Source organism: Sphingomonas sanguinis (assembly GCF_019297835.1).
Taxonomy (GTDB): domain Bacteria; phylum Pseudomonadota; class Alphaproteobacteria; order Sphingomonadales; family Sphingomonadaceae; genus Sphingomonas; species Sphingomonas sanguinis_D.
In genome coordinates this window covers 323,108-340,000 of record NZ_CP079203.1, presented here as the reverse complement: position 1 = coordinate 340,000, position 16,893 = coordinate 323,108, and the positions used below count along the sequence as shown (strand labels likewise).

General features: G+C 64.7%; 15 protein-coding genes and 1 tRNA gene (1 of these 16 running past the window's edge). 10 read left to right on the top strand and 6 right to left on the bottom strand.

Annotated features, from left to right (window positions below; translation table 11 throughout):
- A protein-coding gene (locus KV697_RS01440; protein WP_219019800.1) for a putative bifunctional diguanylate cyclase/phosphodiesterase crosses the window boundary here: on the top strand, window positions 1-896 show its final stretch. Its footprint begins 1,066 nt before the window's first position; 896 of the gene's 1,962 nt are visible here — the last part of the coding sequence; the start codon falls outside the window, past its left edge; it ends in the stop codon at window positions 894-896.
- Here the strand turns inward: KV697_RS01440 and KV697_RS01435 are convergent, their stop codons facing one another.
- From KV697_RS01435 to KV697_RS01420, 4 genes are all read right to left on the bottom strand, one after another.
- The gene (locus KV697_RS01435) at window positions 897-1,802 is read right to left on the bottom strand and encodes a crotonase/enoyl-CoA hydratase family protein (RefSeq protein WP_219019799.1); all 906 of its coding nucleotides are present in this window, start codon (window positions 1,800-1,802) and stop codon (window positions 897-899) included.
- Window positions 1,803-1,955: 153 nt separating this feature from the next.
- Window positions 1,956-2,156 (bottom strand): DUF1289 domain-containing protein, encoded by a 201-nt coding sequence (locus KV697_RS01430; RefSeq protein ID WP_219021168.1) that lies wholly within the window; start codon window positions 2,154-2,156, stop codon window positions 1,956-1,958.
- A gap of 176 nt (window positions 2,157-2,332) precedes the next feature.
- A complete protein-coding gene (locus KV697_RS01425; RefSeq protein WP_219019798.1) occupies window positions 2,333-5,413 on the bottom strand; it encodes a TonB-dependent receptor plug domain-containing protein in 3,081 nt (1,026 codons plus the stop codon).
- Between the two features lie 616 nt (window positions 5,414-6,029).
- Window positions 6,030-6,854 (bottom strand): serine hydrolase, encoded by an 825-nt coding sequence (locus tag KV697_RS01420; RefSeq protein ID WP_257575525.1) that lies wholly within the window; start codon window positions 6,852-6,854, stop codon window positions 6,030-6,032.
- 207 nt (window positions 6,855-7,061) lie between these two features.
- Here KV697_RS01420 and KV697_RS01415 point away from each other — a divergent pair, with 207 nt between their 5' ends.
- From KV697_RS01415 to KV697_RS01375, 9 genes are all read left to right on the top strand, one after another.
- Window positions 7,062-8,069 (top strand): SPFH domain-containing protein, encoded by a 1,008-nt coding sequence (locus KV697_RS01415; protein ID WP_219019796.1) that lies wholly within the window; start codon window positions 7,062-7,064, stop codon window positions 8,067-8,069.
- Window position 8,070: 1 nt separating this feature from the next.
- Window positions 8,071-8,739, top strand: coding sequence for a DUF4178 domain-containing protein (locus tag KV697_RS01410; protein WP_219019795.1), 669 nt, complete (start codon window positions 8,071-8,073; stop codon window positions 8,737-8,739).
- 10 nt (window positions 8,740-8,749) lie between these two features.
- Complete coding sequence (locus KV697_RS01405) at window positions 8,750-10,015, top strand: DUF4178 domain-containing protein (protein WP_219019794.1); 1,266 nt, start codon at window positions 8,750-8,752, stop codon at window positions 10,013-10,015.
- A complete protein-coding gene (locus tag KV697_RS01400) occupies window positions 10,015-10,176 on the top strand; it encodes a hypothetical protein (protein ID WP_219019793.1) in 162 nt (53 codons plus the stop codon). Before KV697_RS01405 ends, KV697_RS01400 begins: the two co-directional genes overlap by 1 nt.
- A gap of 11 nt (window positions 10,177-10,187) precedes the next feature.
- Window positions 10,188-10,394, top strand: coding sequence for a DUF350 domain-containing protein (locus KV697_RS01395; protein ID WP_219019792.1), 207 nt, complete (start codon window positions 10,188-10,190; stop codon window positions 10,392-10,394).
- A 4-nt stretch (window positions 10,395-10,398) separates the two neighbouring features.
- Window positions 10,399-11,928 (top strand): polyamine aminopropyltransferase, encoded by a 1,530-nt coding sequence (locus KV697_RS01390; protein WP_219019791.1) that lies wholly within the window; start codon window positions 10,399-10,401, stop codon window positions 11,926-11,928.
- A complete protein-coding gene (locus KV697_RS01385; protein ID WP_257575524.1) occupies window positions 11,907-13,499 on the top strand; it encodes an FAD-dependent oxidoreductase in 1,593 nt (530 codons plus the stop codon). Before KV697_RS01390 ends, KV697_RS01385 begins: the two co-directional genes overlap by 22 nt.
- Window positions 13,496-13,846 (top strand): adenosylmethionine decarboxylase, encoded by a 351-nt coding sequence (gene speD, locus KV697_RS01380; protein WP_219019790.1) that lies wholly within the window; start codon window positions 13,496-13,498, stop codon window positions 13,844-13,846. The genes KV697_RS01385 and speD overlap by 4 nt, the downstream gene beginning before the upstream one ends.
- 223 nt (window positions 13,847-14,069) lie before the next feature.
- Window positions 14,070-16,199 (top strand): TonB-dependent siderophore receptor, encoded by a 2,130-nt coding sequence (locus tag KV697_RS01375; protein WP_257575521.1) that lies wholly within the window; start codon window positions 14,070-14,072, stop codon window positions 16,197-16,199.
- A 25-nt stretch (window positions 16,200-16,224) separates the two neighbouring features.
- Here the strand turns inward: KV697_RS01375 and KV697_RS01370 are convergent.
- Both KV697_RS01370 and KV697_RS01365 read right to left on the bottom strand, forming a co-directional pair.
- Window positions 16,225-16,301, bottom strand: a tRNA-Pro gene (locus KV697_RS01370).
- Between the two features lie 59 nt (window positions 16,302-16,360).
- Window positions 16,361-16,852, bottom strand: a complete 492-nt coding sequence (locus tag KV697_RS01365; RefSeq protein WP_219019789.1) for a nucleoside deaminase — start codon at window positions 16,850-16,852, stop codon at window positions 16,361-16,363.
- Between the last annotated feature and the right edge of the window lie 41 nt (window positions 16,853-16,893).

The following is a 16,893-nucleotide window of genomic DNA, read 5'->3' as shown; positions in this document are numbered from 1 at the left end:
AGAATGCCGATCTGGCCCTCTACCGCGCCAAGGAGAGCGGCCGCGGCCAAGTCCTACTGTATGAGCCGGTCATGGACGAGAAGATCGAACGCCGCCGCCAGCTCGCCGCCGCGATGAGTGGCGCGCTGGAGCGGGGCGAGTTTCATCTGTTGTTCCAGCCGATCTTCAGGCTGGCGACAGGCGCAATAACATCGTGCGAAGCGCTGCTGCGGTGGAACAGTCCGCAATTCGGCCCCGTATCCCCCGCCGAGTTCATCCCGATCGCCGAGGAAAATGGTCTGATCGTACCCATCGGTGCCTGGGTGCTGGATCAGGCGTGCCGCGCGGCGAGCAGCTGGCCGTCGCAAGTGACGGTCGCGGTCAATCTGTCGCCGGTGCAATTGCGAACCGACGACCTCACCGTCACGGTCGAGCGCGCGCTGAAGGACAGCGGCCTGCCCGCAAAACGTCTGACGTTGGAGGTGACGGAGACGGTGCTGCTCGACGATGTCGAACGGTCGCTTGCGGCGCTGACCGCGCTGAACGAGATCGATGTGTGCACGACGCTGGACGATTTCGGGACCGGCTATTCCTCGCTGAGCTATCTGACCCAATTTCCGTTCCAGACGCTCAAGATCGATCGATCCTTCGTCATGGACCTGGAGCATAACAGCGCCTCGATCGCGATCGTCCAGACCATCGTCGAGCTCGCCGCCAAGCTGGGCATGAGGACGGTCGCGGAGGGGGTCGAAACCCCTGCCCAGCTCGAACAGCTGCGGCGGACGCGCTGCGATTCCGTGCAGGGCTATCTGCTGGCCCGGCCGATGCCCGCCGAGGAGGTGGCCGCGCTCTTCGCCCATACCGCAGCCCGCGAGGAAAGCCTCGGGCAGGCTGGTCCCCTGCCCGAGGCCGGTTGATTACGCCTGCATCTTGTCGCGCAGACGGCTTTGCGCCGCGACCAACCGTTCCATCCGCTTGAGATCGCCCTCCGTCAGGCGCAGTGCGGCGTCCGCCCAAAGATCGACCACACCCTCCAGTTCCTCCAGCGGCAGCGGATTGACCGCGCGTGACGCCTCATAGATGGCGCAATGCGCGCTGTGCCGCCGATCGTTCTGGCGAATATAGTCGGCGACCATCTGCCGCCCCCCGCCCCGCTCGGCCAGACCGTGGACGAGGCCCATCTCGTACAGTTCCTCGGCGCTATAGGTCCGACCGCTCAGGATCATCTGCTCGGCCCGCGCCGCGCCCAGCCGCCGCGACAGGAAGCAATGCGCCCCCATGCCGGGGAACAGACCGAACATCGTCTCGGGGAGCCCGAAGCTGGTGCCCCGCTCGGCAATGACGACGTGGAAGGACAAGAGCGCCTCGAACCCGCCGCCCAGCGCATCGCCCTCGACCAGACCGATGGTGACGATCGGCCGCTCCAGGCCACGCATGTTGCGGTAGAGGATATGGACGCAGCGATGCCCGTAATGGGCGAGCGCATCATGGTTGCGGTCCCGGATCGCCTGCGCGAACAGGTCCAGGTCGCCGCCCAGCGAGAAGACGCCGGGAAAGCGCGAGCCGAGCACCAGATAACGGATCGGCAGCTCGCCCGTATCGACCGCCTGGACGATACCGTCCTGCCAGCGTTCGAAGTCCCGCAACAGGTCGGGGTTGAAGCTGGGCCGGGTGCGCGGCCGCATGTCGGTCCAGAGAGTCTGCGTCCGGCCGTCATAGCGCGAGACGAGCTGATCGAAGCTCAGGGCGTGGGCGGCTTGGGACAGGGACGTGGCGCGATCGTCGCGAAGGTCTTTCACCAGGTTGGGGTCATAAGCGGTCATCGGTGATACTCTCAACATGCAGCACCATGCTGCCTGTCGAAGATAGCCCCGACGCCGGGCACGCCCTTTGCCGAAACTGGCACAAAGCCCCCATTTCGGCTTTATACTAAGTTAGTTAGTGGGCCATCGGCTTCTCTCTACCGTGCAAGGGGATCATGCGATGCTGTCCTCGACCACGCGTATTCCGCGCGCGTCGAGCTTCGCCAGCCGCGCGGGCAAAGCCTTGCTGATCGCCAGCAGTTTTGGTCGAGGTGCCTTCTTCCACTCGCGGCATTCCGGCAGGGTCCGTCCACATGCGACGCACCAGCCGGTGCGGCCGTCGAAACGGCATATGCTGATGCACGGGCTTTTCATCGCGATGCCTTTATCGTTCGGGACGCCCGAACGAAATGCCTGAGGCGTCGGCCCACGGAAATTTCGGTAATAGGCCTGCCTATACGACATGGTCCCCGGTGAAGGCGTCACCGGGGACCATGCTATTCATCATCCATGGCATGCGAATGGACGATCGCAGGCCATGGCATCGGTCATCAGAAATTGGTGGTGACCGAGAACTGGATATAACGGCCGTAGATATCGTAGAAATTGACGGGCGAGTTCTGCCACCCGTTGATCGAATATTGGCCGTAACCGCCTCGTGCCGGGATGATCGGCGGATCCTTGTCGAGCAGGTTGTTGATGGTAACACCCAGCGTCATCCGCTTGGCGATGTTCACGTTCGCCGCCAGATCGAAATAGCTGTAGGCAGGGATATGCGCGAACGTCTTCTGGACCTTGGTCGGATCGCGTAGCGTGCCGCTTGTGGTGCCAGAGATGTAACGCCAGTTCAGCGAGACTTGGAACACGCCCTCCGCCCCGGTGAAGGTGCCGCGCAGATTGTGGCGCCACTTCGGAATGGGATTGCCCACGCCGTCTCCGAAATAGCCGACATTGCCCGACTGGTTGGAAACCGACGCCGCGCTGTTGACGATGCCGCCGTTGAAGTCGGTGGCAAAGGTGCCCGAAGCGACCGGCAGGTCGTAATGCGCCTGGAAGTCGTAACCGGTCGTGCCGGTCTGGTTGGGCACATTGAGCACCAGCGAACTGACGAAGCCGGAATTCGGACTGTTGATGTTGCCGAACAGCCTGCCATCGCCGTTGCGCACGAATTGCTGGCAGGAGATGCGGTTCAGCTCGGTCGGATCGGTGGCATAGCCGATGCAGTTGCCGACGATGCTGTCCTGATCCAGACCGACGATCTGATTGGTATAGCGGATCTCGTAATGATCCACCGAGAAGCTGAACCGTGGCAGGAAGCGGGGCGTCAGCACCAGACCATAGGTCAGGGTATTGGCAGTCTGCGGGCCCAGCTTGGGATCCACGGCGCCGAAGCGATAGATACAGCCTTCCTGCGGGCAGTTCAGATAGGCACTGCCATAGGTCGACGCCTGGAAGCCGGGCTGCAACTGGCACGCCTGAAGGCTGGCGAGCGGCGCGGCGCCGTTCTCGCCGGGGCCGCACGGGTCGCGGAAGTTGATGTTGCGGCCGAAGTTGATGTTCTGCGTCGCCTCGAAGACATTGGGTGCGCGCGAGGCGAAATTGCGCGCCACGCGGAACCGGATATCCCGCACCGGCGCCCAGGTGCCTTCCAGCTTCCAGGTGCTGAAGAAGGTCCGCGACGAGGTATCGTAGTTCGACGCGCGATAGCCGCCGCTGACGCCGAGCAGATTGGTCCAGGGCTTGTCCTGCACCAGCGGGACCTGGATTTCGGCCGCCAGTTCCTTGGCCGTCTGCGTCCCCCGCGCCGACGAGGAGGGGTTGGGGGTGTTCTGGATGATGCTGTTATAGTCGGCGCTGGTGAAATTGTTCGCGATGTCATGCCGGATTTCAGCCCCGAAGCTGACCTGCACGCCATCGGCCGCCAGCGGTGAGCGAATGCCATAATGGCCTAGATCGCCGCTGATATTGGCCTGACCGTCCAGGAAATAACTGACGTTCCGGGTGGGTCCGTTCGGTGCGTATTGGAAGATATAGTTATAGGACGCCAGATCGCTGTTGCCGCCCTGGAAGATGTCGAGCGGGACGCAGTTGGGATCGGTCCCGTTGACCTTCGACACGCAGGTCGGCACGCCGTTCACGTTGACGACGTTCAGCGCCTTTGCGATGTTGTCGAGCGAAGGGTCCCAGTTGCGGTTGATCGAACTCTTGATCAGCGCCTTGGCCCAGACGCCGCCGACATCGTAATGCCAGGCTCCCCCAAAATCGCCACGCACCCCCAGGGTCGCCCGGTGGTAGAATTGCTGATAGTCGATGGTCTGGGTCGCAAGCTTCGCGAAGCGATAGCCGAAATCGATCGGCACCGTCGCCGAGGTGCCGGCCGCCGCGCCGCACAGAATCTGGGCCTGCTGCGCCGACATCAGCGGGTTGTTGCAGTTGAGCTGATAGCCGTTGTCCGTCGCGAAGATGGGCGCGGTCGCTGGGCTGTACGTACCCTGGCTGGTGTTCTTCGTGTACATATAGCTACCGTACAGCTCGGCCCAGTCGGTCATCTTGAACGACAGGAAACCGCCCGCATTGTAGCGCTCGTTGCCGCGCAGCATCTGATAGCTGCTGTCCATCCGGTTCTGCCGGTCGGTCGTCGCATCCTGCGTGTTGCGGTAGGGACTGAAGTTACGGCTGCCGTCGCGGGCGTTGGTGAACAGCGCGCCGTCGCTCAGCCTCTGGATGACGCCGTTGACCGAATAGAGCGTGCTGTCGCAGTTCAGCGGCTGGTCGATCCCCGCCTGGATCAGGTGACAGGCCTGGGTCGAACGCGAGGTATAGGGCAGGTTGTCGGTATGGCGATAGCTGGCATAGCCGGAGAGCGACAGTCGGTCGTCGAGCAGGCTGGTCCCCGCCGTCACGTTGATGGTCGCCCGACCGCCGTCATTGGTCATGCCCAGCGGCACCGCGAAGCCGCGCGACTGGGCGGTGTCGGTCACGACATTGCGGCGGTTGAGGTGGTTGAAGAAGCCGTAATTGGCGTCGACCTGCAGCCCCTTGAAATTCTTCTTCAGGACGAAATTCACCACGCCGGTCAGCGCGTCCGGGCCATAGACGGCCGCAGCGCCGCCGGTCAGAACGTCGATCCGCTGGATCAGCGCAGGCGGGATCGAATTGACGTCGGTCGCCACCTGGCCACCGAGACGCTGACCATCCACCAGCACCAGCGCCGCGCCGCCCGATCCACCGATGTTGCGCAGCCTGACCTTGGCGGTGCCGTTGCCCTCGTCATCCGCCTGGGGCGCGTAGGGAACGATCTGCGGCAATCGGTTCAGCACGTCCTCGACGTTCACCGCGCCGCTCAGCTTGATTTCCTGGGCGGAAATCGCCTGGATTGGCGCGGCCGAGGCGAGGTTCGGATTGACGATGCGAGAGCCGGTGACGACGACGTCGTTCGATCCGGTTTCCGACGCCTTGCCCTGATCGCCGCCATCCAAACGCGCATTCTGTTGCTCGGCGCGCTTCTGGCTCTCGCTCTTGGCCTTGTCGGTGTCGGCGCCAGACGTGATTTGCCCGATCTGCGCGGCCACCGGCATTGCCCATATCGCGGCAACGCAGCTGGTGGCGAGTAGAATTCCAATGCTTCTCATATAGTTACTCCCCCTTATATGGTAATATCTCTTACCATTCCCCGGGGCGGGCTAGCGCCTTTTGCCGCTTCCCCCGCCGCCAAACCTTTTGGATCATGTTTTTTTAGGTTTCGCAATGGTACGATACCACTTGTCACACTTCGTGGGCAGATCGATGATACGCCTTTTCAATGTTCATGATAGATCAACAACTTAGCCGATGGTTTTTGGCAAGTATTGATAGCGTTATCATTCATTATTCTTTGAAGCATATCGAGCATGAGACAACACAATGCTCGGAAGTCATCGGACTGGCCATGTCTTAAGCCGGACAGTATGGCCCTAGTCCGAAATATATTAACCATATGAAGTAAAAAGACAAAACTCGTCGAGTTAGCTGCTTCGGATGGGAAGCATGAGGAGAAGCGGCGACTCGCTATGCCTCGAGGCGATCGCTCCGGCACATCTCGACTCAGCCGCCATTCGTTCAGCGGTCGACCAGCGCCCCATTCCAGAAACGAAAGGACCAGCTATCGGACCCGCGCAGTCCGGCGAGACCATGTAAAGACCAATCACGCCCGTCAGTCGAAGGCTGTGCCAGCCGCAGATTATATCCCGGCCGTCGCCGCCCGCCGACTCAACGCAATTTCATGAAGGCGGCCACCGCGTTGCGCACGCCGTCGGCCAACCGGTCATAGATCATGCGCGACACTTCGGCGATGACGGGCTGGCGGTCGCGCCCTCCCCTCGCGAAGACGGCGATCGCGACGCGGCGGCCATCCGGCATGGTGATGAAACCGACATCGTTGGTGATGCCGTCGAGCGTGCCTGTCTTGTCCTCCACCCGCGTTCCGACGGGAAGCAGCGCGCGGATGCGCCGGGTGCCCGTCCGGCACTGGCTCATCAACCCCAGCAGATAGGCGCGGCTCTGCGCCGACAGCGCGGTTCCCCGGTCAAGCGTCCGGAGCAACTCGACCATTGCGACCGGCGTCGCCACATCCTTGATATCGGCCAGATGGCCCCGCTCGCGAAGCAGCTGCGCGATCGTCCTATCGATCCGCATTCCACTGATATTGTGCGACAACACCCATTGCTGGACCTTGGCCGGGCCCCCGAGCGTGGCGAACAGCTGATCGGCGGCGAGATTGTCGCTGCGCACGATCATCGCCTCCATGGCTCTGGCGGCGGTACGGCCGTTGACGATATCGTTCAGGCTACGGCGTCCCTGATCCACCTCCGCCAGATAGGCGCCCGCAATGGCCAGCTTCACCGTGCTTGCCATCGGAAAGGCGATCTGGCCGTTGACCGCAGCGGTCGAGCCATCGTCCAGGTCGATCGCCGCGATGCCATATTCGCCGGAACGGTTCGCCAGCAGCGCATTCATCTCCCTTTGCAGCTCGACCAGTTCGAAAGACCGGGCGGCGGCCGGGGCGGGGATGGCGCAGATTGTCGCGACACCCATCAGAAGCAGATGGGATAACGGGATAATACGCATACAGACTACTCGATCACGGACGGAATCAGCGAGCGGAACGCTAACCAAAAAAGTCGGGCACGTCGCGCAGAATGTGCGGCCCGACCTCCCCCCTGCCGCCCGGCCATGTTCGGCGACGCGGATATTGCTTTCCGCGCCCGACCCAGTAGCGTTCGGCCCGCAGGGGGAGTGCGCATGGGTCTGTTCGATTTTCTGAGCAAACAGTTCATCGACGTCATCGACTGGGTCGAGGCGCCGGACGACCTAGCGCTGCGCTATCCCATGCGCGACCATGCGATCCAGAATGGCGCATCGCTGACCGTTCGAGACGGACAGATCGCCTTTTTCTATGAGGAGGGGCGGATCGCCGACGCCTTCGAGCCCGGTCGCCATACGCTGGAGACCGATAACCTGCCGGTGCTGACCGCGCTGATGAACTGGGACAAGGGCTTCGTATCGCCGTTCAAGGCCGATCTCTATTTCTTCACCGTGCGCGAACATGCGGGCCTCAAATGGGGCACGGCGCAGCCAATCACCGTGCGCGACAAGGATTACGGACCGATCCGGGTGCGCACCTTCGGCAGCTATTCGTTCCGCATCGCCGACGTCCCACGGTTCAAGGCGACCGTGATGGGCACGCTGGAGCATGTTCGCGTTGGCGATCTGGAACCGCAGCTGCGTGGTGCGATCGCCACCGCCATCGCCAGTGAGCTGGGCCGCAGCGAGATCGCGTTCGTCGACCTCGCTGGCGACCAGCAGGCGCTGTCGGACCGCCTGCGTCTCGCGGTCGCGCCCGCCTTTGCGCAATGGGGGCTGGAGATGGCCAGCTTCTTCGTCGAAAGCGTGTCGTTGCCCGACGAGGTTCAGGCGCATTTCGACAAGGCGAGCGCGATGCGGGTCATCGGCAACCTCGACGATTATGTCCGCTTCCAGGCCGCCGACGCGATCGACGCGGCGGCGGGGCAGAATGGCGGCATGGCGTCTCTGGGCGCAGGTGCCGCTGCGGGGGCGGCGCTGGGTCAGGCGATGGCATCGGGTCTGGCGGGCGGAACGAGCGCCGCCCCCTCCCCGCCCGCCCCCTCCCCGCCTGCCGAAGACCCGTTCGCACTGATCGAGAAGCTCCACAAACTCCACGTCGCGGGAGCATTGAGCCAGGAGGAGTTCGAGGCGAAGAAGGCAGCGTTGCTCGCCAAGATCGGCTGACATGGACCAGCCTGCCTGTCCCCAATGCGGTGCGCCGGTCGCGTTCCGTTCCGCGCTGCCGAGCCGGGTTTGCGACTATTGCCGAAGCCTGCTGGTCCGGGATGGCGAAGCGCTGCGCCGTGTCGGCCAGGTCGCGGCGGTGCCCGACGACGTCAGCCCGTTGCAACTGGGCGCGCGGGGGCATTTCGACGGCCATCGCTTCGAACTGGTCGGGCGGGTGCGCTGGCGCTGGACGGACGGTGCGTGGAACGAATGGTATGCTGCCGTCGATACGGGCGGCTTTTGGTGGCTCGGCGAGGCGATGGGCCGCTATATGCTGCTCGCCGCCGCCGGAGAGGACGCCAAGCTGGCGAGTGTCTGGCGGAAGATCGCGGCGGGCGGCACGCCGTCGATCGGGGAGCAGGCGCAGATTGCGGGCGCCAATTACCGGGTCACGGATGTCCGCCACGTCGAATGCGTCGCCAGCGAAGGCGAATTGCCGACCCCATTGCCGAGCGGCGGCCAGGCACTGAGCATCGACCTGACGGGCGGCGGCGGCCGCTGCGCCAGCATCCAGCGGGATGGCGTGGGAACCAGCCTCTTTACGGGCCGATACGTGACCCTGGCCGATATCGCGGCCACGGGGCTGCGCCGGTTCGACGGCTGGCCGATGCCCGACTATGCGGCATGAGGACGCGTCGATGACCGACACCGTTCGCGCCCTTATCTGCCCGCAATGCGGCGGGACGATCGCGCTACGCGCGGGCGGCCTGACGGTGTCGCTGATCTGCGAGCATTGCGGCGCGACGCTGGACACCACGCGCGACGATGTCCGGGTCATCGCCGCCGCCCATCGGGCGATGCTCCGCCCCCAGATCCCCCTCGGAACCCGAGGGACCCTGCGGGGCGAGACGTGGGAGGTCATCGGCTATCTGGAGCGGACCGACGGATATGCGGGATGGCAGGAATATCTGCTGTTCAATCCCTATGCCGGTTATCGCTTTCTGGTCGACGATGGTCGCTGCTTCAGCCTGGGGCAGGTCGTCGATCGCACGCCGGATTGGGCATTCAAGGGCTGCACGCTCGATGGCCTGGGCTATCACAATTTCGGCGCGGCCTATGATGCGTCGGTGAACTTCGTCGTTGGCGAGTTCTATTGGCGTGTCGCGATGGGCGAACGGGTCAAGGCGAGCGACCATGTCCGCCCCGGCGCGATGCTGACATGCGAGCAGAACGAGCATGAGCGAACCTGGACGCTGCTGACGTTGCTCGACATGGGTGAAGCGGAGAAGGCGTTCGGTATCGAGCAGCGAGCGCGGCCATCCCACGGCACCCCGTCGCCGCACGAGCCCTCGCCCCATATGCGACCGCTCCGCGAGGCGGGTGTCGTCTTCGCCGCCGCGATGCTGGCGCTGATTGCCGTCCTGGTGGCCCTAGGTCCGGCGCGGCGGACGCTGCTGACCGATACCTTCGCGCTGACGGTGGACGCGGCCCCGATCGAACGCGTTGTAGCCCAGGTGTCGCTGCCCGCGCCCTATAATCGGGTGACGATCGCGGCAGAGGCGCGTGAGCTCGATAATGGCTGGGTCGATCTGGATTACGCACTGGTCGGCCGCAACACGCAGCGCCGTTTCGACGCTTATGCACTGGCCGAACGCTATAGCGGCAGCGACTCCGACGGCAGCTGGTCGGAAGGCGATCGCTCTCCCAACATCGCCTTCGCCAGCGTTCCGGGCGGCACCTATGATCTGGTGGTCGAGGCATCCTTCCATGGCTGGACGGGGGCGCAGGCGCCGCCTGCAACGGGTCAGGTGGTCCCCGTCACGCTGAGGCTGGCGACTGGGGGCAGCTTCGTCGGGCCGATGGTCCTCGCCATCCTCGCGCTGGCGCTTTGGCCGGTGCTGCTGGCGATCCGTCACCTCCGGTTCGAACATCGGCGGCTCGCGCCTGTCAGGGACGACGATTGATGCGCCTCGCAACGATCCTCTATGCGCTGTTCTGCTTGGCCGTCGTGGCGCTGTTCGCCCTCGCCACGATGCGCGGCTATTCGCCCTTCGCCGAGAGCGGAACGGGCACGTCCCATGGCGGAGGCGGCGTTCGTGGCGCTCATGGTCCCACCCACAAATGATGGAGCAAGGAATGCTGTCCACCACCGTGCTGCTCGCGACCCTGCTCTATGCCGGGCTGGGCATCCTCATCTTCGCGGTCGGTTTCTGGATCTGGGACCGGCTGACCCCGGCCGATCTCTGGGGCGAGATTTGTCGCGGTAACCAGGCGGTCGCGATCTTCGGCGGCGCGATCGCCATCGCCATCGCGATCATCATCGGCGCCGCGATCCACGGCTGATCGCATGTCCAGTCCCATGCCGACCGGCGCGCCGCCACCGCGCGCGGATGCGGCCCTGTTGCTGTCCGCGTTCGTGGTCGCGACCTGCGGCCTCGTCTATGAACTCTTGGCGGGAACGCTGGCGAGCTACCTGCTCGGCGACAGCGTCACGCAGTTTTCGACGGTCATCGGCACCTATCTGTTTGCGATGGGCATCGGGTCCTGGTGCTCGCGCTATGTCCGTCGCGACGAGTTGGCGGTGTTCGTCCGGGTCGAGATACTGGTTGCGGTGATCGGCGGGACCTCGGCGGCCCTGCTCTTCCTGTTGTTCGACCGGGTGGCGGATTTTCGCCTGCCCCTATACGGCATCGTCGTCGCAATCGGGACGCTGGTCGGGCTGGAAATCCCGCTGCTCATGCGGATCCTGAAGGACCGGCTGGAGTTCGGCGACCTCGTCTCGCGCGTTCTCACCTTCGACTATGTCGGCGCGCTGGCCGCGTCGCTGCTGTTCCCGTTGCTGCTGGTGCCGAAGCTGGGGCTGATCCGCACCGGATTCCTGTTCGGACTGTTCAACGTCGCGGTCGCCATCGCGCTGATCCTGCGTCTGCCGGGCCGCAGGCTGCGCGGCGAGCTGATGGTCGCGATCGCCGTTGCGGTCGGGCTGCTCGCCGGTCTTATCTGGTCGGAGAGGCTGCAACGCACCGCCGAGATCGCCGCCTATGGCGACCCGATCATCTATGCCGCCTCCACCCCCTATCAGCGGATCGTCGTGACCAAGCGACGCGACGACCTGCGCCTGTTCCTGAGCGGCAACCTGCAATTCTCGTCGCGCGACGAGTATCGCTATCACGAGGCGCTGGTACATCCGGCGCTGAGCCGTGTCGCGACCCCGCGCGACGTGCTGGTACTGGGCGGCGGCGACGGGCTGGCGGTGCGCGAAATCCTGAAATATCCCGCTGTGCGATCGGTCACCCTCGTCGACCTCGATCCCGCCATGACGGCGCTGTTCCGCAACAGCCCCATGCTGTCGGCGCTGAACGCCCATGCCTTCACCTCGCCCAAGGTGCATGTCGTCAATGCCGACGCGTTCAGCTGGCTACGCGGCAACCGGCGGCGTTTCGATGCGGCGATCGTCGATTTCCCCGACCCCACCAATTTCTCGCTGGGCAAACTCTATACCGTCAGCCTCTATCGCGAGCTGGCGCGCGGACTGGCCCCCGGCGCGGTCGTGAGCGTCCAGAGCACGTCGCCGCTGATCGCCCCCAACGCCTTCTGGACGGTGGCGACGACGATGGAGGCGGCGGGTTTCACAACGCGCGGCTATCATGTCTATGTGCCGAGTTTCGGCGAGTGGGGCTTCGTGCTGGCCGGTATAGGCCCCCTCCCCGCCCAGGGTCGGCTGCCCGGCGGTCTGCGCTTCCTCGATCCGGTGACCGAGCGGCTGGCCTTTGCCTTTCCGCGCGACATGGCACGGCGGCCGGTCAGCGTGAACCGGCTCGACAATCAGGTGCTGGTCCGCCGCTTCGAGGAAGAATGGGCGAAGGTAGAGGGATGAGGCTGACCCGCCGCACCCTGATCGCGGGCGCCGCGGCCGGTCTGCTCGACGGCTGTTCGCATCCGGCCATGCCGGGGACGCTCGGCGGGACGGATATGACGCGCGGACACCGATTGCGCGACGGCGGCTTTCCGAAGCCGTCCGAGGAGCGGCGCACCGATGTCGTGATCGTCGGCGGTGGCGTCGCAGGGCTGTCGGCGGCCTGGGCGCTGGCCGATGCCGGGATCGGCTTTCGTCTTCTCGAATTGGAGGACTCGACCGGCGGCAATGCGCGGGGCGGACGCAATGCCGTCTCCGCCTATCCGCTCGGTGCACATTATCTGCCCATTCCGAACCCGGAAGCGACGCGCATCATCGCGCTGCTCGAACGGCTTGGCATCATCACCGGCTGGCAGGGCGGAAAGCCCCTGTTCGATCCCTATCAGGTCGTCTCCAACCCCGAGGAGCGGCTGCTCCGTCTCGGTCGCTGGCAGGAGGGGTTGGTGCCGCGCGTCGCGCTGGGCGAGCGGGATCGCCACGACCTCACCGCCTTTTTCGCCGCGATGAAGGCGTTTCGCGATCGCCGCGACGACGGCAAGCCCGCCTTTGCCATTCCGATCGCGCTCAGCTCATCAGCGGCGGATCTGCGGGCGCTCGACCGGATCAGCATGACCGAGTGGCTGGACCGGCAGGGATGGCGTTCGCCCGTGCTGCGCGCGCATGTCCGCTATGCCTGTCGCGACGATTACGGCACCGAGCCGGATCAGGTATCGGCCTGGGCGGGCATCCACTATTTTGCGGGACGGCGTGGGGCCGCCGCCGATGTCGACGGCGAACTGGTGCTGACCTGGCCCGATGGCAACGCTCATCTGACCCGCGCCATGGCCGCGCGCGTTCGCAGTTCGATCGACACCGGGCGGATCGTCTGGCGGGTGGCGCGCGAAGGCGATGGGGTCGTGGTCGACAGTTACGACGTAGCGAGCGGACATTCGACCCGTTGGCACGCGAGAGCCGCGATCCTGGCGACGCCGCGCTTCGTGACGGCGCGTCTGGTGGATGGGGTCGACGCGACCGGTTTCCGATACGCGCCGTGGGTGGTGGCCAATGTCACCGTCGACCGACCGCCGGGTGGTCCCGGCTTCGATCTGGCATGGGACAATGTCTCGGCGACCAGCGAGTCTCTCGGCTATGTCGTGGCGAACCACCAGTCGCTGGACACGGCGCCGGGGCCGACCGTCCTGACTTGGTATATGCCGCTATCGAAAATGGCACCGGCCTCCGCCCGGCGGCTGATGCTGGAACGCTCGTTGGCCGAGTGGCAGAGGTTCGTGCGTGACGACCTGCTGGCGACCAATCCCGACCTGGACGGCGCCATCCGGCGGATCGACCTCTGGCGCTGGGGACATGCCATGATCCGGCCCGAACCCGGCTTCGTCTGGGGTGAAGCGCGCACGAAGGCCGCCGAGCCGCGACCGCCCCTGTTCTTCGCCCATTCCGACCTCAGCGGCATCTCGATCTTCGAGGAAGCGCATCACCATGGCGCGGTCGCCGCCGAACAGGCGCTGGCATGGCTGCAAGGCGGCCGGGCATGAACCAGGCGGGGACCCATCTGATCGCCGACCTCTATGGCTGTAGCGGGCTGGACGATGCGGCGCTGATCGAGGACACGCTGCGCGCCGCCGTTCTGGCCATCGGGGCGACGCTGATCGGACTGCACCTGCACCCCTTCGGCGAAGGACAAGGCATCACCGGCGTCGCGATGCTGGCGGAATCGCACATGTCGATCCATTCCTGGCCCGAGACGGGCTATGCCGCGATCGATATTTTCGTGTGCGGCACGGGTCAAGACCTCGACCAGGGACTGGCGATCATCGCGCAGGCGCTGAACGCCGAACGGCAGGAGATCCACTCCATCCGTCGCGGAATCCCACATAAATAAACCGCTGTAATCCAGATACATGGGCATGAGGCGCGACGGTTCTGTTCCGTATCGACAGCGCAGATGGACCACGCGCCTTCGCCCAGGCCTATGCCGCCGACCACGTCACAGAAAGCTCGTAAACGCCGATCGCTTCTCACGGCACCGCCCCGCGTTCCCCTTCCGGGGTTGCGCCTGCAAACGACTCTCGTTACTGCGAGCCAATAGCATTAAGGGGTCGATCGTGAATTCGTTGAACTATGCTGCCGGTCTGGCGGCGATGATGCTCTGTACGCCCGCCATGGCGGAAACGGCGAACGATCCGGTCGAGGGCGATGTGCAGACTGCCGACATCATCGTGACCGGCCGGGCACAGCATCTCTACCGCGTCGACACGACGACCGTCGGCAAGGCCCCCGAAGATCCGCTCAACATCCCGCAGGCGTTGCAGGTCATCAACGAAGAGCTGTTCACCGATCAGGGTGCTCGCGATGCGACCGATATCTATCGCAACATCTCCGGGGTCAGCGCCTTCAGCTATGCTGGCATCACCTTTCGCGGGTTCCGGCAGGACCAGTCCTTCTACGACGGCCAGCGCGGCAATCCGTTTATCGGCTTTTCCGTGCCGCAGCTGTTCACTGTCAGTCGGGTCGAAGTGCTGAAGGGACCGGCGGGCCTGTTCTTCGGCCCCGGCTCGCCCGGCGGCATTATCAACTACGTCTCGAAGACGCCCAGCGAGATCAGCAGCCTGCGCACGGTCGCGACGCTCGGCTCCTATGATCGCGCGGGGATCTCGTCGCAGGCAACGGGCAAGGTCGATGCGGACGGCGTCGTCGCCTATCGCCTGGGCGGCTTTTACGAGGCGATGTCGCCGTTCCGCTACAACACGCAAAGCAAATCGCTGATCGGCGATGGCGGCCTGTCGTTCCGTACCAATGAGGGCGGCAAGTTGACCGTCCAGGCCACGATCTACGACAATTTCCTGCGCGGCAATCGGCTGCGCGGCGTGCCGGTCGACAATGACGGCAATTTCCTGGCCGACATACGCTGGAACGCCAACGAGCCGACCGACTTCCTCCACCTGAAATCGCAGGCCTATCAGGCGCGCTATGCCACCAGCATCGGCGAGGCGGTGACGTTCGATGCGGGCGCGCGCTATTTCAAGGCCCGGGAAACGCAGCAATATCATGAAGCACGCGGCTTCGTCCCCAGCAGTTCCGACCTGATCGCGCGCGAGTTCCGCGACCAGATCCGCGACGTGGACGGCCTGTCCTTCATGGCGAACGCCACGGTAAAAGCCCGGCTGCTCGGGCTGGCCCATAAGTTTCAGCTGGGCGCCGACTGGTATGACGAGACGAGCATCTTGAACTCCCGCATCCTCCGGTCCGGCGTCACCCCGCTGAGCCTGAGCAAGCCGGTCTATACCGTCACGGGCCGCGACGTGGCGCGCGTCGCCGCCCTGCCCTTCGCCAAGACCGACACGCGCAGCAAGCGCAAGGGCGCCTATCTTCAAGATCAGATCAGCATCACCGATGCCCTGCTGCTGGTCGGCGGCGTCCGCTACGACAGGTTCGATGACGGGGTGACGACCAGCACCGCCGGGCGCATTGCGGCGAACCCGTCCTATGGCGACGGGCGCTTCACCTATCGCGCCGGAGCGATCGTCAAGCCGCGGCCGGACGTGTCGCTCTACGCCAGCTGGTCGGGGAGTTTCGAGCCACAAAGCGCCGCCAGCCAGAATAGCGATGCAGGCGGCCCCTTCGCCCCCGTGACGGGCGGGCAGATCGAGGGCGGGGTGAAATCGGTCCTGCTCGGCGGACGGCTTCAGGCCAATGCCGCCATCTATCGGATCATCCGCCGCAACCTGCTGCAGGTCGACCCCAGCCTCGCCCCCGTCAACGGGCAGGATCAGCTCCGCCCCATCGGCGAGGTGACGAGCAAGGGCTTTGAGATCGACCTGGCAACCGATCTGACGCCCAATTGGGTACTGCTCGCCAATTACGCCTATAACGACACGCGGATCACCGGCACGGTCGCCGGCCAGTCGCTGACCAATGCGGTCGGCAACCGCTTCGCCAACGCCCCCCGGCACCAGCTCGGTTTCTGGACCCGCTATCAAATAGCCCCGATCGGCGCCGCGATCGGGTTCGGCGGAGAATATCTTTCCAGCCGGGTCAGCCTGTCCGGACAAGCCGTGCAGCCCTACATGATCTTCGATGCGTCGATCACCAAGTCCCTGGGGATCATGGAGCTGCTGCTACGCGTCGACAACCTGTTCGACAAACGCTACGCCGCCTCCGGCTTCTCGCTACAAAGCGGCAGCTTCCCCGGCGAACCGCGCACTCTGCTGGCCGAGCTGCGGTTCCGGTTCTGAACGACGTTTCGCGGTTCTTTGGATATGGTCGGGGAGACAGGATTCGAACCTGCGACATCCTGCTCCCAAAGCAGGCGCGCTACCAGACTGCGCCACTCCCCGACAGGGGGTTGCCCTTAGGGGAAGCGGGGGTGGCGGTGCAAGGGCTAATTCGGCAGGCTCTACAGGTTGGCCTGTTCGTCCTCGGGCAGGTCGGCGTCGGGCGGGTAATAGAGCGCGGCGCATTCCTCGCGCAGGCAGCCGCCCTCGATCACGATGTCGTCGCGATAGGCATCGGCGATGAAGCCCAGCGTGTCGACATGCCGTGCCTCGAAATACATCGGGTGGACGTCATCGCGGCCTGCGCCATAGACGACCCGCCCGACCTTGGACCAGATCGACGCCATGGTGCACATGCCGCAGGGTTGCAGCGTCGAGTAAAGCGTGGCGCCGCGCAGTTCGAGTTCGCCCTCTCCTTCGCAGGCGCGGCGGATCGCCATCATCTCGGCATGGGCGGTGGCATCGGGGAGTTCCTCGGTCTGGTTGCGCTCGGCGGACAGGACTCGCCCGTCCAGCACGATCACCGAGCCCAGCGGCGAGGTCGAGGGATCGGAGCCCTTCGACCGCGCCACCTCGATCGCCATGCGCATCCATTTTTCGTCGTCCTGGGTCATGGCGGGCTTAACGCCTCCACCCCGCTTTCGGGCTCAAGCCT